Origin of the sequence: Salinisphaera sp. T31B1 (assembly GCF_040361275.1) — a bacterium.
GTDB lineage: Bacteria > Pseudomonadota > Gammaproteobacteria > Nevskiales > Salinisphaeraceae > Salinisphaera.
This window is the reverse complement of record NZ_APNH01000004.1, coordinates 429,472-452,119: the sequence shown is the minus strand read 5'-3', so window position 1 is coordinate 452,119 and position 22,648 is coordinate 429,472. Positions and strand designations below refer to the sequence as shown.

General features: G+C 53.7%; 18 protein-coding genes. 3 read left to right on the top strand and 15 right to left on the bottom strand.

Going from position 1 to position 22,648, the window contains the following annotated elements; all coding sequences use genetic code 11:
- Positions 1-33 precede the first annotated feature (33 nt).
- Entirely contained in the window at positions 34-1,197 is a 1,164-nt protein-coding gene (locus tag T31B1_RS16805) for a glycosyltransferase family 4 protein (RefSeq protein ID WP_353250679.1), read from the top strand.
- Between the two features lie 82 nt (positions 1,198-1,279).
- On the opposite strand, the gene T31B1_RS16800 is transcribed toward T31B1_RS16805, so the two are convergent.
- The 8 genes from T31B1_RS16800 to T31B1_RS16765 all read right to left on the bottom strand — a co-directional run bounded on the left by T31B1_RS16800 (position 1,280) and on the right by T31B1_RS16765 (position 10,323).
- Positions 1,280-2,293, bottom strand: coding sequence for an NAD-dependent epimerase (locus tag T31B1_RS16800; protein ID WP_353250678.1), 1,014 nt, complete (start codon positions 2,291-2,293; stop codon positions 1,280-1,282).
- 2 nt (positions 2,294-2,295) lie between these two features.
- Positions 2,296-3,582 (bottom strand): nucleotide sugar dehydrogenase, encoded by a 1,287-nt coding sequence (locus T31B1_RS16795; protein ID WP_353250677.1) that lies wholly within the window; start codon positions 3,580-3,582, stop codon positions 2,296-2,298.
- A 621-nt stretch (positions 3,583-4,203) separates the two neighbouring features.
- Positions 4,204-5,241 (bottom strand): EpsG family protein, encoded by a 1,038-nt coding sequence (locus tag T31B1_RS16790; protein ID WP_353250676.1) that lies wholly within the window; start codon positions 5,239-5,241, stop codon positions 4,204-4,206.
- Positions 5,242-5,332: 91 nt separating this feature from the next.
- Positions 5,333-6,175, bottom strand: coding sequence for a hypothetical protein (locus T31B1_RS16785; RefSeq protein ID WP_353250675.1), 843 nt, complete (start codon positions 6,173-6,175; stop codon positions 5,333-5,335).
- On the bottom strand, positions 6,175-6,888 hold the full coding sequence (locus tag T31B1_RS16780; RefSeq protein ID WP_353250674.1) for an HAD family hydrolase: 714 nt from the start codon (positions 6,886-6,888) through the stop codon (positions 6,175-6,177). The genes T31B1_RS16785 and T31B1_RS16780 overlap by 1 nt, the downstream gene beginning before the upstream one ends.
- Positions 6,864-8,108 (bottom strand): glycosyltransferase, encoded by a 1,245-nt coding sequence (locus tag T31B1_RS16775; RefSeq protein ID WP_353250673.1) that lies wholly within the window; start codon positions 8,106-8,108, stop codon positions 6,864-6,866. Before T31B1_RS16775 ends, T31B1_RS16780 begins: the two co-directional genes overlap by 25 nt.
- Complete coding sequence (locus tag T31B1_RS16770) at positions 8,105-9,229, bottom strand: glycosyltransferase (protein ID WP_353250672.1); 1,125 nt, start codon at positions 9,227-9,229, stop codon at positions 8,105-8,107. The genes T31B1_RS16775 and T31B1_RS16770 overlap by 4 nt, the downstream gene beginning before the upstream one ends.
- A gap of 26 nt (positions 9,230-9,255) precedes the next feature.
- On the bottom strand, positions 9,256-10,323 hold the full coding sequence (locus T31B1_RS16765) for a glycosyltransferase family 61 protein (RefSeq protein WP_353250671.1): 1,068 nt from the start codon (positions 10,321-10,323) through the stop codon (positions 9,256-9,258).
- 627 nt (positions 10,324-10,950) lie between these two features.
- Between T31B1_RS16765 and T31B1_RS16760 the strand changes: the two genes are divergently transcribed.
- Both T31B1_RS16760 and T31B1_RS16755 read left to right on the top strand, forming a co-directional pair.
- Positions 10,951-11,895, top strand: coding sequence for a hypothetical protein (locus T31B1_RS16760; RefSeq protein ID WP_353250670.1), 945 nt, complete (start codon positions 10,951-10,953; stop codon positions 11,893-11,895).
- 190 nt (positions 11,896-12,085) lie between these two features.
- Positions 12,086-12,214, top strand: coding sequence for a hypothetical protein (locus T31B1_RS16755; RefSeq protein ID WP_353250669.1), 129 nt, complete (start codon positions 12,086-12,088; stop codon positions 12,212-12,214).
- Between the two features lie 430 nt (positions 12,215-12,644).
- Here T31B1_RS16755 and T31B1_RS16750 read toward each other — a convergent pair whose 3' ends face one another.
- From T31B1_RS16750 to T31B1_RS16720, 7 genes are all read right to left on the bottom strand, one after another.
- Positions 12,645-13,322 (bottom strand): class I SAM-dependent methyltransferase, encoded by a 678-nt coding sequence (locus T31B1_RS16750; RefSeq protein WP_353250668.1) that lies wholly within the window; start codon positions 13,320-13,322, stop codon positions 12,645-12,647.
- Between the two features lie 1,321 nt (positions 13,323-14,643).
- Entirely contained in the window at positions 14,644-16,131 is a 1,488-nt protein-coding gene (locus T31B1_RS16745) for an asparagine synthase-related protein (protein WP_353250667.1), read from the bottom strand.
- A gap of 355 nt (positions 16,132-16,486) precedes the next feature.
- Entirely contained in the window at positions 16,487-16,978 is a 492-nt protein-coding gene (locus T31B1_RS16740) for a serine O-acetyltransferase (protein WP_353250666.1), read from the bottom strand.
- Between the two features lie 257 nt (positions 16,979-17,235).
- On the bottom strand, positions 17,236-18,285 hold the full coding sequence (locus T31B1_RS16735; RefSeq protein ID WP_353250665.1) for a glycosyltransferase family 2 protein: 1,050 nt from the start codon (positions 18,283-18,285) through the stop codon (positions 17,236-17,238).
- A gap of 40 nt (positions 18,286-18,325) precedes the next feature.
- Positions 18,326-19,306, bottom strand: a complete 981-nt coding sequence (murB, locus tag T31B1_RS16730; protein WP_353250664.1) for a UDP-N-acetylmuramate dehydrogenase — start codon at positions 19,304-19,306, stop codon at positions 18,326-18,328.
- A complete protein-coding gene (locus T31B1_RS16725) occupies positions 19,290-20,549 on the bottom strand; it encodes a UDP-N-acetylglucosamine 1-carboxyvinyltransferase (protein WP_353250663.1) in 1,260 nt (419 codons plus the stop codon). Before T31B1_RS16725 ends, murB begins: the two co-directional genes overlap by 17 nt.
- A 249-nt stretch (positions 20,550-20,798) precedes the next feature.
- On the bottom strand, positions 20,799-22,613 hold the full coding sequence (locus T31B1_RS16720) for an ABC transporter ATP-binding protein (protein WP_353250662.1): 1,815 nt from the start codon (positions 22,611-22,613) through the stop codon (positions 20,799-20,801).
- Positions 22,614-22,648: the final 35 nt, after the last annotated feature.

Below are 22,648 nucleotides of genomic sequence, written 5' to 3'. Positions count from 1 at the left end.
GTGCGGCCCGACAGCACAACTCAGCGGACATCTATGCAGGACTCACCCGGCCCGGAACGGCCAGCACCGCGCGGCCGTTCGAAAGTCGTCTTCGTGGCCAACAGCGATTGGTATTTGTACAACTTCCGATCCGACCTGATTGCCATGGCAGAAAAGACGGGCTGGGAGGTCGAACTCATATGTCCGGACGGCGAGTACGTGCCAAAACTTCGGGCACGGGGTTGGCCGGTAACGGTGATACCGCTGGACAGCCGTGGCGCGAATCCTTTGCGCGAGGCCGACGCGTGGCGCCGGCTACTTCGAGCACTTCGCGCCGCCGAGCCCGATGTGCTGCATCTTTTCACACTCAAGTGTGTGCTCTATGGATGTATTGCTGCGCCCCTTATCGCCAAAACACGCGTTATCGGCGCTATAACCGGCCTGGGCCACCTATTCACCACGCGCAACTGGCGCACCCGGCTTCTGAAACCGCCGGTGCTCGTAGCGATGAAGCTTGCGCTTTGGGCCTCACGGGCCCACCTGATCTTTCAGAACGAACATGATCGGGAGGAGTTCGTCGGACGGGGCTTGCTGGCACGTGAGCGAACGACCGTTATCCGTGGCTCGGGTGTCGATTGCGAGCAGTTCAAACCCCCTGAGGAACCGGCCGCGCCGAAGGGGCATGCCCGAAAACTGCTGTTCTGCGGCCGCTTGCTTCGTGAGAAAGGCATCCACGAATACCTGTCCATGGCCGAACGGCTGCGAGAAATGGGCTGCGAGTTCGACAGCTATCTAGCAGGCGCGCCGTACCCGGGCAATCCAAGTTCGTTGAGTCAGGCCGAGGTCGATGAACTAATCCGCTCTGGGGGGCATCATTATCTGGGCCACCATGCCGATATGGCTGGGCTTCTGGCCACCACCGATATCGTCGTGCTGCCAACCTATCGCGAAGGGACACCCAAGGCATTGCTCGAAGCGGCCGCCAGTGGATGTGTCATCGTCACCACCGACATCCCGGGCTGCCAGGGCATCGTCGAGCCGGGCGAGAATGGGTATCTCGTCCCCGTTCATCAGGTCGCGCCTCTGGTCGAGGCGGTTGCCAGACTGTTGGATGCCCCGCAAGAGCCACTTTCGGCAATGAAGTCCCGATCGCGAGACATTGCAGAAAACCGATTCAGTGTAAAAAAGGTCAACGAGGCAACGCTCGCCTTGTATTGAAGGCCGTTGCGTCGATCAACCCCTGTTCAGGTTCAGCGCAGAGTCGCCCGCCAGGTTACGAAATGAGGCCGCCACGCAGGACCTATACCTTGTAATAATCACGATACCAGTCCACGAAATTCGCCACGCCTTCGTTCACGCTCGTCTTGGGCCGATAGCCCACAGCCTCGAACAAACCAGTCACGTCCGCGCTGGTGGCCTCGATATCCCCCGCCTGCATGGGCAGGAACTCTTTCTCGGCCTCAATACCCAGGCACTCTTCCAGGCGCGCGATGTAGTCCATCAGCGGCACCGGATCACCGTTACCGATGTTGTAGATCCGCCACGGCACACAGCTGGTGCCAAGGGTCGGTTTGTCGCTCGACCAGTTCGGGTCCGGCTCAGCCGGCTTGTAGAGGATACGCACCACGCCTTCAGCGATGTCATCCACGTAGGTGAAATCCCGCCGATGCTTGCCGTGGTTGAACACCGGGATGGGCTCGCCAGCGAGCATCTTCCGGGTGAACAGGAACAGCGCCATATCCGGGCGGCCCCACGGGCCGTACACCGTGAAAAACCGCAAACCCGTCGTCGGCAAACCGTAGAGATGCGAATACGAATGCGCCATCAACTCGGTCGCGCGCTTGGACGCCGCGTAGATTGCCGCCGGATGATCCGCACTTCCCTGGGGCGAAAACGGCATATCGGTCGACAGCCCATACGCCGAGCTGGTTGACGCATACACCAGATGGCCAACGCTGTTGTGCCGACACCCTTCCAGCACGTTGAGCGTACCGGTCACGTTGCTATCGATATAGTCGTGCGGGTGCGTCAGGGAATGACGCACGCCCGCCTGGGCAGCCAGATGCACCACACCATCGAACCGCTCTTGTTCAAACAGCCGCGGCATCGCCTCGCGATCGGCGATGTTCAGATGGATCGAGGTAAAGCCGTCCCGCCCGGCCAGCCGCTTCAACCGCGCTTTCTTGAGCTCGACATCGTAGTACGGGTCCAGGTTATCGATACCGATGACCGTCTCACCGCGGTCGAGCAGCAGCTCCGACACGCGAGCGCCGATGAAGCCGGCCGCGCCGGTCACCAAGATCTTCTTTCCCATGCCTACAGCCGCCCGTCGGTGTCTTTCGCAGGAAACGCGTATTTCACGTCGTACACCACGTGCGTGGGCTTGCAATAGCTACGGATCGTATCGATCCCAGCCTTTTTGAAGTCATCGTGGGCCACGGCAATGATCGCCGCATCGTAAACGCCGGCCTCGGGCTCGTCGATCAAAGACAGGCCGTACTCGTGGTCGACTTTCTCGCTGTCTGCCCACGGATCGTAGATATCGACGTTCGCGTCCATCGCGATCAGCTCATGGACAATATCGACCACCCGCGTATTGCGAATGTCCGGACAGTTCTCCTTGAACGTAATGCCCATGAGCAGAATGCGGGAGTCGTTGACCTGAATACGGCGGCGGAGCATCAGCCGGATAATCTCGTGCGTGATGTACCGGCCCATGCCATCGTTGACACGTCGACCCGCCAAAATCATTTCCGGGTGGAAGCCCACCGACTGCGCTTTGAACGTCAGGTAATAGGGGTCAACGCCAATACAGTGCCCCCCCACCAGGCCGGGCCGGAAAGGCAAGAAGTTCCACTTGGTGCCGGCCGCTTCCAACACCTCCTGGGTGTCAATCCCCAACCGAGAGAATATCTTCGACAGTTCGTTAACCAGCGCAACATTTATATCGCGTTGAACGTTCTCGATAACCTTGGCTGCCTCGGCCACGGCAACGCTCGACGCGCGGTGAACGCCCGCCGGCACGATAGCCCCGTACAAAGCAACCAAATGATCGGCCACTTCATCCGTCGACCCGGCTACCACCTTGGTGATATTCGCTAACCCATGGGCTGCATCTCCTGGGTTCGCACGCTCCGGGCTATACCCAATATAGAAATCCCGGTTGTAAACCAACCCAGACCCGGATTCGAGTACTGGTACGCAGCGCTCCTCCGTTGCACCTGGGTAAACCGTGGATTCGTAAACCACGATATCCCCGCGCTGGAGGTACGGCGCGATCGTGCGTGAGGCGGCTTCGAGCGGGGAGAAATCCGGAACCTTGGCGTCGGTCACCGGGGTCGGCACAGTCACGATATAGATGTTGGCCGCCCCAAGATCATCGGTATCTGCCGAAAAACGGAGATTCGTGGCCGCGAGATCTGCCGCGCTCACCTCGCGCGTAAAATCGTAGCCCTCTTTGAGTTGCTCGATACGACGAGCGTCGATGTCGAAACCGAGCGTGTCATGCTGACGGCCAAACGCTACAGCGAGAGGCAGCCCGACGTAACCTAAGCCGATGACCGCGATAGCACTGGTGTTCGGCGATTTCTCAACCTTGGACATTCATTGATCCTTGACAGACACTAATTGCGTGGAAATATCAAAATCAAGATCGCGGCGGTGCGTATCTCGGCGCGTTAAGGGAGGCGTTCGTTGCGAATGATATCGAAAAAACAGGCTCGCGCCCAACGCCGATAACAAAATAAAAACGCGCGACGGCAATGTCGCACATGAAAAATTTAACCGAGCCTAGATAATAGAATTTTAGTTTGGCAGGACTACGATTCACGCTCTTCTGGCCGGGGATTGGGCTGCACAGGCAATGAATGAGGCAGCAGTGGAAGCTTCGGGCGCAGTTTCGATATATCGATCGCTCACCGCAGTGTTGGCCGATATCGGGAGAACGGCATCAGCCATCTCGCGGCCGAATCTCACGCGTACCGATCGATCAATAGGACCGATGCATTCGTACCGGCCAATATCGTTTGCATTTAATAGCGTTAGTGCACGCACCGAAAACGAACACGCCATACGTCAAGCACCACCGGCGTCGCTGCGACGCTCTCCCGGCCCGCAAAAGCCCGACCAAGCCGAGCAAAAGCCAAATCAGCGAACCCTCGACGATTCGCGAGGCGACCTCACGATCGCAAAAGCGCTTGTAGCGTTAGAAAAAATCGTGAAATCCTATCCGGCGACCAACGGCCAAAATTGATACGGCAGCCACCCGTTACGATTGCCCGCATAATTCAGCCACACGAACATTACCGCGCCGTAAAGACCAAGAACGCCGACTCGAGCCAGGACCCGATCCTTGCGACGAAAAAACTCCGGAAAATAGCTGGCCACCACGAGCTGAATCGGCATGAGATAAAGCGCTACCCTGTCTACCGCCGTGGCTGAAAAAGCCAGTAGCGGAACACAAAGCAGGCACAGCAGCGAAACCCAGAACCATAACGCCCGTTCTTCAGCGGACATGTCAAAACGCTTGCGCAGCACAAGGAAGGCCGCGGCCGGCAATGCGTTCATCAGCGCACGGACAGGCCCGCCCCGAGCCGCGTCCGCATACTCGGAAACGACGTAAGCCTGATATAGCGCATCGACATGCTCCTGCAGCAGCAGCACGAACAACAGCGCACCGGTCGTGCCGACCCAGACCATGGACCAGCCGCGGTTGCGGGTATTCGCCAGAACGGCCAAGGGAACGAGAATGACGGCGGATTTATGACACGTCGCACCGATCGCAATCATTACGACGAACCCCACAAGCCGCCGCTGCATCAAGAACGTCAACCCCCAGAGCACGAACCCGAAAGCCATGGCCTGCCGCGTATACCCCATCGCCATGACCGTAACCATGTAGGGAATAGAGACCGCCAGCGCAATTCGAGGATCGGGAAGTGCCCGCACGAACTGGATCAACCCCACGACGAAGACTGACGCGGCTACAACGTTCACGAACCACACTTCCAGGCCGAGCGCGGCGGCCACCCAGTTCACCAGCTGGTAGCCGGGATCCTTCAACTCGAATATGCGAACGAAGGGAGCGCCTGATACACGCGTCAGATAACCTAGGTAACTACCCCAATCTCCGCCGACTTGATAACGCAACCCTATGAATGCGACCAAGCCGGCGCCGATCAAGCACCACCCCAGCCTCGACACGCGCAATCGAGTGAGCGCCAGCCCGCAGGCGGACATGAACACGCCCCAGTACGTAATCATTCAGTCACACCGCGTCGTATGGTGCGCGTAGCCGACCACGCCTCAAGCGATCCATCAACAATGACCGATCGTTCGAGACTGCAAAATCGTGTCAATCCCACCGGTACGCCTCCGGCTTTTCGAGCGTGCGACGTTTGCTCACCACATAGGCGGCTGCCCGTACGACAACGAAATACGCCGAAATCAGCGCACCTAGCATGAACACAGAACTCTGCGCGGTGACTGTAAGCAAACCCAATCCCACGCTTAGAACCATGTAATAAAAAACCCGGAATCGATGGAAATCGCCGACCCATCGCGCCAGCCTCGGAAAGCCGTATTTCATTTTGCATGCGTGTTCGATCGTTCGCACAGCGGGAAATATCAGACACAACACGACTACCAACCAGAACGTCGATTCACTCTCGTTGAAACCCACCGGCAAGGCTGCGTATTTTAATACAGCCAGCGCGAAGTAAGTCGCTATATTAGTTCTGCTACGTACCGTATTGTGCGCACGAAAGGCCATTCGCGTGATGGCCAATAACACAGCGAAAACAACGACGTGAAGCGTCACGACGTGTTGCGCGTCGAGCCATCCCAGCACGGCTAGTAGTAGGGCTGCGACCAGCCATTTGATGCCAACCACCAAACCGTACTGCGCGCCCAGTGCTAGATGGACTTCTGGCGACAAGCGTAATGTCGGGGCGGATTCCCGCTTAACGGTCTGAATATCGTTCTCAAGATAGCCAATTTCGTAGATCGATTGCCAAGCGAGAAACGCCAGCACAAACGTAAGCATAAACTGCGGAAACGCCATCGCGGTTACCCAGACCGACGCCATCCCGATCACAACCGGATTGATCAAAAACCAGGAAATCCGCGCAGTTTTGCCCGCCAACCGAGAGCGCAGCAGATAGCCGCCAGGCACGACCGCAAATAGAATACCGCGCATCAGACTTCGATCAGGCTGACGTGCGCGAGCTGATGCCTACACCACCAATCCACGTTGCCCGCTTTGGTTATCACCCAAGCATGATCCGCTCGTTTAACGAGCGGCAAGTCATTCTTGTTATCGGTTACAACGATCAACTCGTCGAACGAACGCCAGGCCTGCTCAACCGCGGCCAGCTTGCTGCCCTGTACATCGTCCGCAATAGCGCCGGTGTAGTGGCCCATGCTCACGTCCGGTTCGGCGGCCAACCATTTATCGATACCGTTAACTCGCGCTATATGACGAACCAGTGGTCCCATTGAGCCGGAAACCAGGCGTACGTCGTAGCCACGATCGCCACAGGCGTTCAACAGCGCCAGCGTTTGGCTTATCTGCCGGTCGGGAAGAATATCGTGCACATAGGCCCGACAGGCATCATCCAGTGAACACACGTCGATCCCGCGCAGGCTTCGGAAGGCGATCCGCCGGCACAGATCAGCCCGCGCCAAACGCGCGATAGCCGCCCAAAAAAACTGACCAGGGCGAGTACGAGCCGATCGAAAGAACCAGCGCCAGGGCGTGGCGCGCGCCGTGTGAAACCCCTCGAGGCATTCATAAAGTGTATTCGCGCTATAAAGCGTGCCGTCGATATCGAACACGGCCAGCGATCGCGACGAAGCCAAAGCCTGCGGGAGAGCAGCCATAGCGGTCATCTCGATACCGAGTTCGGACATGCTGAAGCCTGAAGCTCCTGGAAAGCGGCCTGGTACTGATCTGCACTCCGCTCCAGGCTGAAGTGCTCTAGGCCGACGGCACGACAACGGGCACGGAATCGTTCGCGCTGTCGTAGCACCTCATCGAGGAACCAGTGAACGGCGGCGTCGAGGGCCTCGTCCGTCAACACGGCGGTCAAAAACCCGACCGAATTATCAATTTGACTGTCGAGATCGCCGATCCCGGCGCTCCCGAACACAGGTACGCCGCACAGTAGGTACTCGCCCACCTTGATTGGAGCCACCGCTTGCTGTGAAAGGCAGCGCGCACGAAACGCCAAGCCCAGATCAGCCGACGCCAGCAGCGCGGGTACGTCACCCGGCGAAACGGACTTAATGGTACATGCGTCCTGCAACAAAGGGCGCTGAGCGATCAAGGACCGAGCAACGCCTGGGGTGCCAGTCAGCCAAAGTACATGCGTGTCGGGACGTACACGCAGAAGACGCTCAAAGAACGCAACCATACGTTCCGGGAAATACTGCGCGCCCAACGAACCCGCGTACACTACCAAGGGCGCGTTCTCCGATACCCCGATTGATTTACGTGTCCGAGCCCGCGCTTGTTTGTCTCCAATAGTAAAGAGCGCGCTATTCTTTCCGTTCGAGGTCACCGTAGTCTTGGCCAAGATCGCAGAGGGGTTGTGCGACCGCTCTGCCAGAATATCGCGCGAGTGCCGGGTTCGGGTGACGATACCATCGGCACGCGCGACGGCTGCGTTCTCGATCCTGCGGAAGAGGCGATACATTTTGCCGTCGCGGCGCCAGCCCCCGAAATCGGCGCGCTCGTCAGCCTTCAATCCATCTGCATCGTATAAAAGCTTCACATCGCGCAGAAAGCGAACTGCCACAAGAGACATCGCCGCGGGAATAATGCTGCGGGGCATCAACACATCAATACGATCTCGCCTCGCGACATGTGCGACTCCAAGACCGCCTGCGAGCATCATCCCACCGGCGACCAGACTTTGTGGGCGCCAGCCGACATCGCGTACTCGATAGCGCATCTGTGCATTAACTGCAGCTGCCGCAACCGACGCCGACCGCGATTCGGATTCCCACGCATACTGCTGTATAGAAAATCGGCTCGTGCCTCGCCGCTGGAGCTCCTGAAAAATGGGCAAGAAAAGCGATTCCAGATAATTTGTGCCGGGGCCATCCCATGTAATGTAGAGCGTCCTCACCGACGGCGCTCCTGCCAGAGACGCTGGTAAAGGGACTCCACGCGGGCCACGTAGCCTTCAGCGGAAAATTCGCGATCGGCCCGCAGCTTTCCGGCCGCGCCCATGCATTCTCGCAGTGAAGGGTCTGAAATAAGGCGAAAGAGACTCTTGGCCATTGCGTCAACATCTCGCGGGGGCACTAACAATCCCGTCTTTTCGTGCTCAACCACATCGGGTATTCCACCTACTCGCGTTGCAACCACTGGAAGGCTGCATCGCATTGCTTCGGCGTTGACTAGCCCGAAGGCTTCTCGCTCCGAAGCCAAAGCGAATATGTCCATCAACTCGTAATATTTGTAAGTGTCCGCTTGATACCCCACGAACAGCACCTTATCGCGAATGGACAGACGCTCGCACAAGGCCTCCAGCCCAGGCCTCTCCCCACCATCGCCTACCAGTAACAGCCGCGTTAAGGGCGTCGCCAGACGGCTGAACGCCTTGATTAAGTCACCGAACCGTTTGTGACTCTCGTCTTCCATCCGACCTACACTACCGACGACCACATACTCTTCAGTGAGGCCAAGCGCCTCGCGAAGCTTCGCCTTGTCGTCCCAAGTCGAGCGGATCGGGCTCGCGACTCCATTGTTGATGACAGTAACCTTTGATGCCGACATTCCAAGGTCTTCACGTAAATAATGACCAACTCTGGGCGATACGGCCACGCAATGATCAGTGAGCCAATACATGGCACGAATCAGCAAATGACCAGCGCGTCTGCGATTCTGGGGGTCAGACGTCTCTTCCCCTATGACAACCGCCGAAGGCGTTGTCATTCCCACAACAGCAGCAAGTGCAACGCCCTCGAATACAGCACCATGAATAATATGAGGACGAAATTGGCGCGCGATCTTCCATGCCCTGAGATATGAGCGAAGATCGAATATTCGCCGCATCCTGCCTATCTCATGAATCTGACAGCCTGCTTCAAGTAGCTCATCCTTGACCTGTCCGAATGCTTCAGTGCAAACGATGATTTGTTCGTAATGGTCAGAACTTAGCTGACGCGCAAGTTGCAGACGCCGCCTCTCTACTCCGCCATTACCGACGCGAACCATGAAATGGAGGATCCTGACTTTTGACATGCGGTGAACATCCAAGGCGCTCCCGGTCACCTGATATCCGCCTCGACAGCATCGATAGCCAGAGCTAATTTGTCCACGTCAACGCGCAGATCTCTGCCTTTTACAGACGATTCGTCCCCCGCCCCATCACATGTCAATACCGCGTACCCCAGCCCCATGCACGAGGCCAGGCGGCAAAAACTTTTGTTGAGCAAATATCCATCTTCGATGTCTTCAGCTGTTCGTTCTTCGGTGCGAAGCTGAAATTCCAGAACGCCGCCACCTTCCGGCATGAACACCATATTGGAAAAACCCGCGCCATGAGGCCCGACTAATAATTGGGTTTCAACCATCAGCTGAACTTGTTCTAAAAAACTCAATTGCTCCAGTCTGACAATTTCAAACCCTCTCTCAAGAATCAGAGCCTGAACCTGCTCCTCATTCGCCAACTGGCGATAGCTGGCGCCGTCGCGGGCGATATAGACCCGGCGAAACGCTTGGACCGGCTGGCGTTTCACCACCTGCTCGGTATAGAACGCGCGAATCGGCACCAGGAGCCGTGGATCGAAATTTGCCTTGAAGGCACTATTCTGCGGGAGTACCAGCGAGTCCACCGCAATATTGCGATCCTCAGGGAACCAGCGGACGCTCTTCAATGGCAAGCAGCTGACCGATTCAGCCATTACCTTCGTTAAAGGCGTATGGGAGGGCAGGAATAGCTCTAGTTCACCCCAACGCTCCCGCACAGCCCACAATTTGGGAAGCGCCTCTGTTATCCAGAAGAAATATCCGCCGGCGAAAAGATTATGAACGATGAGCGCACGGCAACTCTTCTCCAGTGTTCTTTTTCTCCAACCCAATCTGCTAAGCCACGCGCGCATAATCCAACGCCTCTGTCGCGAGGGATAGCGATAGAACGATTCCGGGAGCAAATGAAAACCGGAAAAGCAAAATCCGCTGCGCGTGACCACTGCCCTTTTAATATCTAAAAGAGAGCGGCTGTTAATTTGATAATCCAATGGCAAAAATAACTCTGAGCCATCGATCGGCCAAATCGGTCTACTCACAGAGACGCTAGTAGCGTTGAGGATTTTTTTTGACACGTCCATCGGCATGAAATCCTATAGCTCAAAAACCTGATTTGCTAAAGTCAATACTAGACTTACCGGGGAGAGCGGATGGCTCCGACGCAGTTCAAACGCCATTACAAAGCGCGAAAACTGCCCGACTCGTGCTAGCCACAATAATTGCTATAACCGAAATTACTACAAAAAGCCGAAGGAACAACCTGAAGCAGACAGTTTGTAGCGACAACGACGACACACCTCAAATTCCCGCCTCCAAGAATCGCACAAACTTAGATTTCCTTTATCGATTGCACAAGATTGAATAAAGGATATAATATCCACGAACATGGTTATAGCGCTAGTAATCGACATGCCCACGACAATCACAGCACGAACTAGAAACTATATTTTATAATGATAATTTACGATCCAACGGATGCTAATCTCGTAATCAGCGAAACTTTTTAAACAGCTTTAACCGGAATTATAAACTTTAACCACCTAACCTCTAACTTTTTTGCCGTAGGCGGAGTACGTGGTCGCCCAAGAAGAGGCGTTTAGAAAAACGCAAAGCGAATTAGAAAGTCGGCTTGAGCATAGTAGAGTTCTCTCTGAATTTTTGAGTTCGATCTTTCGCAGAAAAACTATCAACGATACTTGACAGACTCAGGGAAGATGAAAAAAATAATAATACACGCAGGTATGCCAAAAACGGGCACCACCGCAATTCAGAAGCAATTCGGGGAGTCATCGGCCTGGTGCGCGGATAACGGCCTATTGTATCCAGTTGCGGGCAGATATGGTGGGTCGTTCGCTCATCATACCTTCTTTTTAAGCTTTGTTAACGATCGAGTGGCTATAAATACGCCCGAACTAGTTAACATGAGTCACGCGACATGCATGGAAAGCTTAGACGCAATGAGTGAGGAAATACGGCACTCCTCAGCGCAGCGAGTTATGCTGTCCAGTGAATTAGTTTGGAATCCGGCGGCTTTAAACCGTAGCGAGTTAGAAAAAATTCGGTCATTTTTTAAAGATTATAAAGTCCAAATCGTTATTTTTCTACGAGACATAAAAAGTCATGCACTTTCAAGTTACGCCCAGAGAATAACTGGCCCGCAAAAATACCGGAAAAATATAGTCGCGCACCTCGAAGAAATGCACGCTACGGGTCAGTGGGATTACTGCAAAAGAATCGACGATTTCTGCAACGTATTTGGAAAAACCAATGTCCACTTATTTTGGCACGAAGACTACAGAAACGGTATAACAACGCCCTTTATGCATTTTTTTAACGCGCAAAACTCACCATTAGAATATGAAAACCAAAACATAAACACTATAAACAGCAGTGAAGGCTGGGCCCTGATTATGATTTTTCGCAGAGTTAATATTTTGAAAAACCCAAAGGCAATTAAAGCGACACGTATTGCGATCAGGGCGATTGCAGCCAAAATCCCGAAATTTCTTATGTCGTACGCTCATCGGTTGATGAGACCATTAAATCGCGCAGATGAAAAAAAACTCGACGCGTGGCAATCTGCTGAGTTGACGTTGTTGGCGCGTCGTTATTCTTTAAAACATCATGTGGCGGCCGAGCCGGAAAAAGTGGCGAAATAACCCAAGCATCGTAAAGTCTAGAAGCGTTCGCGGCGACGGTATAATCTAAGAGCAATAACCTGTCTAACTTTGCGTTTCGGCGCCACTTTCTAGTCAACAATACTAGTTTAGAGACCTATATTTAGAGCTATCAATTATTAGAGCATTAATCGTTACTTTTAACGCGAGCCAGAAACGAAACTAAGCCACCATGTCGCGCTTCTGCCTGGCCAAGTACTTGCTCTACCACTTGCAGCACATGGCGCACGCGACAGCACTGTGGTGCGGACTTGCCGGCTTCGGCCTGCTTCAGGATCGCCAGGATGTGGCTGCCCTGTAACGGGATCTCTTCACAGGAATCTCCGCTGGTTAGAATTCCCCTTTTTGACCTGACCTCTTTGTCGAGGTGAGGTAGTTACCCGCCAACCGGCCGGAAACTAGCGCCGAGCATTCATTTTTGAAAGTACTTAACGCAACTATGGACGACCCGGATTAGATAGAAATTTTATTGACCAAAAATGGCTTGTAGCCTAACGACAGTTTCTCGCGCCGCCTCTTTGAAACACTTATACACCGATTGCCAAACGCGGTTATAGACACGAGCAAAACGCCGGACCGCTAAGGTCAAATTAGCGTAGCAATCGGCAATCGATCGCGAGAATCAAGTCTAAATTTAAAGCTAGGCGTTTTTGATAACCAGCCGACAGAGTGGGGAGTCCATGCAAAACCATGACCGAGCACGAGGCTCAACTTAAACGTTTCGAGGATCTTTATTTTGAGCAACGATAAATGTAAAACTCTGCAAAACTACCGTCGTTCTCAGCTCCATCAGTCGGATAATCATTCTGCAAATGCTGGATCAACTGCCACTGCGGAAACTCTTTTGCAATGAAATCGGTGAATTTACGATGGCGGACATGATTGGCGTTCGCCGGCGACCATTCGTAGTTGCTGGAGTACACGATGACATATGCCTCAGAGGCGTTAAACAACTGTCGCATATACTTGTCGAATACCTCGTCCTCGATCAAGTGGTAGATTACATCAAGAGACAGGGCTAGGTCCGCCGTTCTACCGTCATAATCGCCAAGTACGAGGAACGACTTGCTCGGGTCGTTCTTGAATTTACTCTTGCATAAGTTTACAGCGGTGCCGCTCACATCCACCCCAACGTAGTAGGGGTATTCCGCCAGAGCTAGTTGGTTGCCGTCCCCACAACCAAATTCGATAACTCGAGAGATGTTGTGGTTCGCGACGAACTCGTTTATAACGCGGGCTTTGAAGTCAGCTAGGCGTCCGTATGAGCCGGGACCGGAATTACCATCGCTTGCATATCTTCGCTCCCAGTACGAGCCTGATGACCTAAAACTTTTAAAACCAAAAAATTTTTGGTTCATTCGTGCTAAAGCTTTATGTAGAACCGGTGCCCGCCTAATTAATTTCTTCAAAAGCCTCTCCTCCAATACATTTCAGCCTAATCACACAAAGCTCCACAAGATAATTGTGTTGCACTCAACACGACCACTCTCCGTTGAAGATATCAACCTAAGACCTGCACCTCGCGAACTAGCACGCAAGTTCGCTATAACCAGCCGTAGCGATTCAGCAGTCGCCCGATTTGCACGTCGTTACCCGTCGATTGGCCATTGTTCACAATCGCTAGCGCCCCGGCGCCAGTCCCCGGCCACGGCATGGGCATTATGGGATGCTGGACGACGTTGACCGTAACGCTATTCAGGACACTACTCATCCAGAACAACCACAAGTCGTCTGCGGTCGGACAAAGGGCACTGAAGCTCTCCCTATCAGTTACTCGCTGATCGAGACATCCCCCCGGATATAAAACGCCCGCCCCAGAAGTAGGAAGCAGCTTCCTACCGCGCGAGCCACCAGCTACGCTCCAATTCCATGCAGCGTACTTTAGAGGCAAACCGTGCTCATCTTCGAGCACACGATGTGCTCGATGACATACAATCTGGCCCGGCACCCGGCGCGCTTCGTCGACGAGACATTCTAGCCATCTCGGAGGGTAATAGATATCGTCGTCTGCCGTCACGATCGTCGCGCCAGGATAGGCCGACAGGGACGGTACGATTTTCTTATAGGACTTTATATCTTCACACGTGCGTATTTGCAGCCCGTGCGATACAAGTGACCGAACCCTTTTGGGCAGAGAGGCGACATCATCCTCTGCCAGCCAGAGCACGATCACATCCGAAGCCACGTTTTGACGCAGAAGACTGACCAGCGTTTTTTCCAGCACGTCGTACCGCGCAGGATACGACGTCAACGAAACAACCACCTTACTGGATAAACCATGGTGCTTTGACGCCGCTCGCGGGCCCAATCGCTCTAGAGAACGGAATGCAAGACTACGACCCAGTTTCCGCCTAAGCGTGCACAATTTACGGCGAGCCGTTGTCAGCATGGCCCCAACTGTCCTATATCAATCGGCATAATAGCGGTTGGCGACAGAATGCTCGAAACACATCTTCCCTTTTTGAATTTATCGAAGCACATCTTCTGCATCGGGACAGCTCTGGTAGCGCCGAATCGGCGGTCACCCACTAGCGCTTAGGAGCGCGTCCAAAGACCGCGTTGAAAGCACGAGCCGACAGCTCGTACCACGCGGCAACGTCATTCGACCCAAGCCGACACCAGTACACGCGCCTCGCAAAGCTCCCAGCTTGGGCGATGAACGACGCCGGATGACACCTTATATAGTCGGGACGACTCGGTGTTAAACAGGCGAGGCGGACAAAGACAGTTCTATGCCAAGCTCCGGCTGATACCGGCATGGAGAACCATCGCGACGGATCGGTTACCTGCTTCTAGCTCTGCGCTAAATAACGACTGTGATCGCGGCGATGTGCTCGGTGCGTCGGCCAGATTCCGGAAAAAATCAATCTCCTGCTCCACGTGCGACTCCCACGACAAACTGCCGCGTCGGCTGTACAAGCCGGAGGCGCGACCTATCTTAGATATAATCCTATGTTCCATAATGTTTCTGCGGATCGAAGCTAACCTTCGTGCGCCGCTCTTGATCTTTTTTTCCTTCCACAGAAACCAGTCACGATATAAACGCTGGCCGGTCAGGTAATCATCCGGCAGCGACATCATGAAAAGCATCAGATCCTTATTGAAAAAAGGCGATAAGAGCGTGGAGTCCCATCCACACAAACGGAAGCTGTTCGCGATCCAAGTCGCCTGCCTCACTGTTAAGTCGATGTACATGCGCTGCTGAATTCTGGTAAGCCCTAGTTTACGCAATCGTTCCTCGGTATCTAGCACCGCGGCGCAATTCGATCGGTGTGCGTCGGAAAACAGATCATGGAAATTAGCCGTCTTGAGTCGATTCAAAAACGAGAAACAGTTTCCCAAACTATCTGTATCAGGATTACGCGGCATATGCGCACCGGTCAGTGCGTCGCCTAGGAACCCTGTGACGGATCCATCCAGTCCGTCTAATCGAACTCGAGCAAAAGCTGGCAGGACATGAGCGGGTTGAAGGCCTGAGGCACCCCTAGCAAGTGAATTGATCGGTTCGCAGTATCTCCTGATCGTCCAGCTGGCATCGTAGGGAATGACCTGATGGTTTAGCCCGTAGACAGCAGCGAGGTGCCGAGCCCCTAAAACATCCCGAGCGCGCCGATCGCCAAAGGTATATGAACAACCGAACGTTTCCCCAGCATCCAGGGCTGCGAAGAGGATCGCGCGGGAATCGAGCCCGCCACTTAACAACAACCCTCTGGTCGATAACAGGCCTACACTGCTAATAGCATCACCTAGTAATCGATCAAACTCCTGAATTGCGTCCTCGTAGCTCCGACTACGTGGCCACGGCCCGCGGGCGAGCAGCTCATCCTCAACCGAGAAATATCGGCCGACATTCGACGTCGTGTTCAAGCTCTTGCGCAGAACTTCCCCGGCACCCAGCCTACGAACCCCGACATGCAGGGCTTGGCCTTGAATACACACGCTACCCGCGAGCTGAGCGGCAAGTCCTCTGTCGTCAACCGCGAGATCCTGCGGGATGATATCGAGAAGAAAGCCGTAGTCCGTCGCGAAAAAAAACGTGCCATCGGGCGAATCGAAATAATAAAGACTAGCAGCGCCCAGCATGTCCGTAAGTAAAAGTAGCGATTCGCCGAAGAATTCGGCGGCCGCAAACATGCCATCAAGTTGACGAACACCGGCGACGTCCAACGTTCCAGACGCTAAAAACAGACTGCGTGGCGCGTGGGCAGGCGTGCCCACCCAAGCGATCCGCGAGTCTGAACGCGTCCCCGAATCGTTAGCGCCATACGATACGACATAACCGTACTCCGACCTGTTTATAACGCCCGATATATGACTGAATGGGTTAATCAATGGCTTGTGTACCACGGCTTCGCGTCCAAACGCCCCGTAGAACCCCTTTGTGCCTATATCAGACGTCATTAGACGCTCACTCTACTTTCTTAAAATTTCGAAGCCGGATGCGCGACTCTTCTATACCTTTAGAGATATCGCCGACATTATCTAAAAGGATCCTGTAACCGAAAAATTTAGACGCCTTCGCAACATATATCTTGAACTTTTTTAATATTAACGTTCCGCGCCGTAATTTAGTTCACCGAGTCCCCGTCGTTGATTCGATCACCCTTGCTGGAATGCCAACTGCGGTCGAATAAGCTGGCACACTTTTAAGGACCACTGAAAGCGTACCAACCACACAGTCACGCCCCACTTCGACGTTACCTAGAACGGCGGCACCCGCGAAGATCACAGTATTTCGACGTATTTTCGGATAATTATTTTTCTGCCAATCGCCTATTCTTGCGCCGCCTATTGTCACGTTTTGATAAACTACTACATTATCCTCAATGACAACCCCATCACCTATAACTATTCCAGTCGGATGAGGGAATTTGACTGTTCTCGCAATCTCCGCCCTCTCGGAAACAAACAACCCATATTTTATTTCCAACCGCTTACTGAAAAAACGAGCAAAATTTAATTTATTTTTTCTTCTAAAATAACGAATCAAAAAAAGATACACGTCAAGGCGTGCCGAAACACCGCCTAGCGCGTGACGTTTAAACGCTCCAAGTAAGGTGCTCATAGGGCTGCTATATTAAACCCAAATTGAGATAGAGATCACACGTATTACGCCCATAAGTTGACTTACCATAGATTCAGCGATACTAAACAATCGATTCGACCGGCAATACTTCGGTCTCGACCTGAATGACTTAAATGAAAACTCAGCCGATACTAGTTTCGGAGATGTACAAAACGCATTCGGGATTGACCTTATAAAATGCGCATGCTGACGCGGCAAAACGTATATAAGAATTCCGACGCCTCCTATATAAGTTGTTATTTTCGACTTATAAGATTTTTTAGAGCCGCTGGGCAGTCAATAGGCGCAATACTGGTCCGACTTAACATCAATCGAAAAATGCTTTTACACATTGACGAGTGGCTGGCACCTAATACTACTGCTTGTGCCAGTAACGAATATGGGGTCAAGCATTCATTCCGTGACATCTTCGAAAATAGTTTACAGCCTTGAATATCGTTATTTAACAGGCAGGCCAAAGAATATACTGCTAACCGCTTGGATATAAGCTTGCTACGCGGACGAAACAGGGGCGCCTGATCACCGAAAATATCGACCCAATCAAAACCGAATATTTGCCGTTGTCGAGCGCAGTCTCGAGCAAAGGCGGATAGAATTCGTTGTGACATTATTTTCGGAAGATCGGCTGCAACACCTCCATTTTCAAAGATTCGTCGCTCGTATAATACTTCGGGGCAGGTGGCGAAGTCGCCATGCTGAGACATCCGCAACCACAGATCACGATCTTGAGCGAACGTGAACGGAACGCGATACCCACCCACTCGGTCGTATATATCTTTTCGGAACATCATCTCGCCGTGCGTGATGAAATTTCGTCGCTGCATTAGGTCGCTGTGATAAAAACGGTCGGGCTGGTCATTGATAACGTGGCTGGAACCGTCGTTCCCTTCCCCGATCGTTCGACTACGCACGTGACAAATCACTCCGGCGAGCCGCGCGTCAGATTTCAGCAGCTTGTATTGCTTGGCGAGCCGCTCTGGAAACGACACGTCGCCGGCGCCTTGTATTGCGATAATGGGAGCGCGAGCTAAGCTCACACCATAGCTAATTGCCTTGACGAAACCGCTGTTCTGAATCGAGTGCACGAGAACCCGAGAGTCTACGGCGTAGCCTTGCAGCAACCGCCTTACCCGCGGATCAGTACTCCCGTCGTTTATCAGTATGATTTCATAGTCTGTAAACGTCTGCGCTAGCAGCGATTCCATCGTATCGGTCAGATAGTCGGCACGGTTGTACCAGGCACAGACAACACTGACACGTGGGATTCCAGCTTCGCTGGCTTTCATATTCACGATCCGCACGGCGCCATATAGTTCGTGAGAACCACTAGCCTTCCGCCGTCGCCGGAGTGATGCGACCAGAACTGTCAACAAACAGGACTTCCGGAACCATCTCGTAACCTGTTTCCGAAAATACGTTCGCCCGGATACGGGAAATTAGTGTCAACACGTCTTTAGAGGTTGCCGACCCAGTATTAATAATGAAATTGGCATGGTCGTTGGAGACTTGCGCGCCGCCGACTCGGACACCTTTCCACCCAAGGGATTCTATGATTTCGCCGGGGGGCCCGTAGTCCTCATACATCGCTGGGTCACTTTTGAATACTGAGCCGCAATTCGGCTGCTTTCGCGGGAATTTTTTGCGACGGGTACTCAGTATTCTTAGCATCTCGCGACGAACGCCCGCTCGGTCCTGAGCTTGGTCGAATTCGAAAGTTGCGCGCGCAATGACCTCGCCGTTCTCCTGAAAAACCGATTTTCGATAGCCGAATTCACATTCATTGCGGGTTCGCGTCACACAATGACCGGCCCGGTCGACGCTGAGCACTTGCACTATAGAACTGCCGATACCCTTTCGCTGGCTGCCGCCGTTCATGCAGACCAGTCCGCCCAGAGCGCCAGGGATACCGGCAATGTGTTCGGCGCCCGTTAACCCCGCTTGCATGGTCCTGCGCGCGAACCCCGGCACCCATGCACCCGCCTGCGCTTCGACCCGGCGCCCCTCGATATTTACATCAGCGAAATCCGAACCCATTTGCACACAAATAACGTGCAATCCTTCATCGGCGAATAACAGGTTGCTCGTCTCGCCAATAACCATATGAGCAAGACCGTGCCCAGAGATCCATGCACGAACCTTACTCAGCTCATCAATACTTCTCGGACGAACAACAACGTCAGCCGTACCGCCAATTTGCCACCTACTGATCCAAGACAACGGCACATCACGCGACACAGCGCCCGGCAGCAGACGGCGCAGTTCTCCCGCGATCGACGCCTTTGCCGAAATACTAGACAAACGCAACATCCGCTCCGAGCGCCTTCAACTTATCGGCAAAACCGACATATCCACGGGATACCTGCCACGCATCGTCGATAATCGTTTCGCCATCCGCCATCAGACCACACAGAACAAGGGCGGCTCCAGCTCTCAGATCGATCGCCCGGACCTGCGCCCCGGTCAGAACGCCTCCGTTACCATGTATCTTGAGCATGTCGCCATCAACTTCGTACTGCAAACCCATCCGGCCCATTTCTGCCGCGTAACCATAGCGGCCAGGAAACCGGAGATCCACGATACGCGACTCTCCCCACGCACTCGCAGCCCAAGCGGCTAGTATCGGCTGCACGTCTGAGTTGATTCCAGGATGCGGACCCGTGCTCACTTCCAGCGGATAGCAAGCTTCGCCGCGAACGATCAGCGAGTCTTCTCCGCGATATAACTTGGCGCCCGCCGCCCTGAGATGCGCAAGCACGACCTCGAGATCGCCGTACGGGAAATTTTTGATCTCCACGTCCCCGCCGGTAATGGCGCCGGCCGCAAGCCAAGTTATCGCCTCCATGTTATCCGGGATCACCCTGTGCTGCACACCGCGGAGACCCTCAACACCTTTTATCTCAATGTGCTGCTGGCCGAAGACAGCAATCTGGGCACCCATACCACGCAGCAGTTCAATCAGGTCCAAAATCTCCGGTCGCACATGCGGATTCCAGATCCGAGTAAGCCCCCTTGCAAGCGCACCAGCGAGAATCGCGTTCTCAGTCGCGCCGGTGGATCGAAATGGCAAGAAAATCTCTGCGCCAACCAACCCGCCGGGTGCCTCTGCACACAGATATTCGCCCTCTTCCCATACTCGCGCGCCCAGTGTTTGAAGAACATACACATGTAAGTCGTATTTACGCTCACCTAACTTGCAACCACCCGGCAATGGAACGCGCCCATAGCCGAATCGTGCTGTAAGCGCTCCCAAGATAAGAAGCGTATTGCGAATCGAACGTCCGTCCCATTCAAGGTTGCTACTGAGCCCACTGCATTCACTGATCCGAACGCCAGAATCGCCGAAGAAATTCGTTGTTTTGCCGAGCTTATTCAGCATATCTACGTGCACTTGCGCATCGAGCAGCGGCTGCGGGTAATTCTCTAGAACAACAGCCTCTTGCGTCAAGATACTTGCAGCCAGTAGACGAAGCGCGCTATTTTTCGCCCCGGAAAGTTCTACAGCGCCGCGCAGGGTGGATTTCTTAACTGAGAGCCTTTCTTGGTTAGTCACTAGCACCTTCTCACGAAAGCCGTTTCATGATGCGAATACCATCCGATTTTTGACGTAATGCTTGGATGGGGTATACCGCCATATCTTAACGGTCACATATTGCATTATGTATAAGGGTTGCCGAGACTTTTCAGCGATTCAAATCCACGTTTCCGCACGCCTCACTGGAAACAACTACCCTACTTCAAACGCAATAACCTTAGAACTTCTTAGCCGAAAGGCACGGCGCAATAGCCTTGGATGCCGCGTTCAAGCGCCCGCCACGTTGGCAGATCCACTGTTACCCATCACAACTTCATCGTAGGAACCTTCGGCAGCCAAATGCCCATCTTCCAGCATGAAAACTTTGTGACATTTCTGCACTGTGGTGAGTCGGTGGGCAATTACGATGAGGGTCCGGCCGCCGCGCATTGCGTCCAGTTCGTTGACGATACGCCGCTCCGTTTCATTATCTAGTGCAGACGTCGCCTCGTCTAACACGATAACGTCGGGATCGTAATACAGCGCACGGGCTATACCAATCCGTTGCCTTTGACCACCGGACAAACGAACCCCGCGCTCGCCCACAATCGTTTCATAACCTTGCGGTAAATTATCTTCAATGAATCGATCGATATTGGCGATTCGCGCCGCCTTTTTAATTGCTTGATAATCGATGATTTTCGGGTCGAGACCATACGCGATATTGCTGGCAATCGTACTGTCGGTGAGATAGATATCTTGAGGAACGTAGCCAAGGTTTAGCTGCCACTCACGTCGCGAGTGCCGGTCGACTTCCCGGCCATCAACCAACATCGATCCTTCACTGGGCTCTAGCAGGCCAAGCAGAATATCCGCAAGTGTCGTCTTACCGGCACCGGTCGCGCCTGTGAGGGCAACGAAACTATTTTTGGAAATTCGAATCGAGATGTCTTTTAACGAGGCGCCTGCCGCTTGCGGATAGCGATAAGTCACGTGCCTGAGCTCGATGCTGTTGTCGAATTGCATTCGAGAAGGACTGTCTTCAGATAGTTCGTCGGTGCTCGCTCTCTCGTGCTCGGACGATGCGCCATGGGCAGTCAAGTCCTTGACCAGCGCATCGATGACCGATTGGTTGAAGCGCCACTGCGCAAAACCCTGATACACGTTCTGCAGTGCGGGCAACAAACGATAGCCTGCGAGAACGAACACGCTGGCCACAGGCAAAGCCTGTTGCACCCCACCGCCGGCCGACAGGAGATAAAGCATCGACGCCATGACGAGCCCGAAAGCCAATCCCTCGACGACGAACTTCGGCACTTGGGCCAACACCTGACTTTGCGCCATGCTGGTGGCGAATACCGTAGCGGACGGTCTGTAACGGTCCAAAAACGCGTTTTCCCGTCCCGTAACCTTGACCTCCTTGACGCTCCCGAACGCTTCGCTCACCGCCTTGAAGCGCTCGGTATTGGCAGTCATACGCGCCGAACCGATACGAAGCAGTCTCCGCCGAACGGTGAGGTAAACCAGCAAGTAAGCACAGATAAATACGGCCGCGGCGGCACAGGCTAAAAGTGGCTGAAGCCACAGCAAGAAGCCGACAATCATAAGAACCGTGATTCCGAATGCCAGCGCACGTAATGCCGGCATAAGCACGCCGCTGGCGAATTGCTGCGACTCAATAAGGATATTCTTACCAATATCCGCGGAATTTCTATTAAGGAACGCCTCGTACGGCTGGTATAGATAACCTGATAGTAAGCGCGTGGAAATGCGGTTCTGCACGCCCCAGGCGAATCGCGTCATAAGCCATATTGTGATCGCCGTAAATACATTAGTGGCAACCAAAACGAAAAATAGCACGGAGCCAATAAAAATCAGGAAACCATTGACTGAATTGAAACCGAACAACGAATACGACCAGGCTAGCCAGGCATTCTGCTCGACGCTGGAAGGATTGGACAGAAGCGAAACGAACGGAAGCACGACGCCCACCCCCACCATCTGTAATAACCCCATCGCTAGCATTGCAAAGACTACACCGATAAAGCGTACGCGCTCGGCGGGCGAGAACAACGCTAGCATTTGACGGACGGAGTGGAGCATTAGGCCTCGGATCGGGTTTGCGGAGTCTGGATGAT

What these genes read in the sequence shown, in the direction of transcription:
- T31B1_RS16805 (WP_353250679.1), top strand. Translation starts at nt 34, where the DNA reads ATGCAGGACTCACCCGGCCCGGAACGGCCAGCACCGCGCGGCCGTTCG.
- T31B1_RS16800 (WP_353250678.1), bottom strand. Translation starts at nt 2,293, where the DNA reads ATGGGAAAGAAGATCTTGGTGACCGGCGCGGCCGGCTTCATCGGCGCT.
- T31B1_RS16795 (WP_353250677.1), bottom strand. Translation starts at nt 3,582, where the DNA reads ATGTCCAAGGTTGAGAAATCGCCGAACACCAGTGCTATCGCGGTCATC.
- T31B1_RS16790 (WP_353250676.1), bottom strand. Translation starts at nt 5,241, where the DNA reads ATGATTACGTACTGGGGCGTGTTCATGTCCGCCTGCGGGCTGGCGCTC.
- T31B1_RS16785 (WP_353250675.1), bottom strand. Translation starts at nt 6,175, where the DNA reads ATGCGCGGTATTCTATTTGCGGTCGTGCCTGGCGGCTATCTGCTGCGC.
- T31B1_RS16780 (WP_353250674.1), bottom strand. Translation starts at nt 6,888, where the DNA reads ATGTCCGAACTCGGTATCGAGATGACCGCTATGGCTGCTCTCCCGCAG.
- T31B1_RS16770 (WP_353250672.1), bottom strand. Translation starts at nt 9,229, where the DNA reads ATGTCAAAAGTCAGGATCCTCCATTTCATGGTTCGCGTCGGTAATGGC.
- T31B1_RS16765 (WP_353250671.1), bottom strand. Translation starts at nt 10,323, where the DNA reads ATGCCGATGGACGTGTCAAAAAAAATCCTCAACGCTACTAGCGTCTCT.
- T31B1_RS16760 (WP_353250670.1), top strand. Translation starts at nt 10,951, where the DNA reads ATGAAAAAAATAATAATACACGCAGGTATGCCAAAAACGGGCACCACC.
- T31B1_RS16755 (WP_353250669.1), top strand. Translation starts at nt 12,086, where the DNA reads ATGTCGCGCTTCTGCCTGGCCAAGTACTTGCTCTACCACTTGCAGCAC.
- T31B1_RS16740 (WP_353250666.1), bottom strand. Translation starts at nt 16,978, where the DNA reads ATGAGCACCTTACTTGGAGCGTTTAAACGTCACGCGCTAGGCGGTGTT.
- T31B1_RS16735 (WP_353250665.1), bottom strand. Translation starts at nt 18,285, where the DNA reads ATGAAAGCCAGCGAAGCTGGAATCCCACGTGTCAGTGTTGTCTGTGCC.
- murB (WP_353250664.1), bottom strand. Translation starts at nt 19,306, where the DNA reads ATGTTGCGTTTGTCTAGTATTTCGGCAAAGGCGTCGATCGCGGGAGAA.
- T31B1_RS16720 (WP_353250662.1), bottom strand. Translation starts at nt 22,613, where the DNA reads ATGCTCCACTCCGTCCGTCAAATGCTAGCGTTGTTCTCGCCCGCCGAG.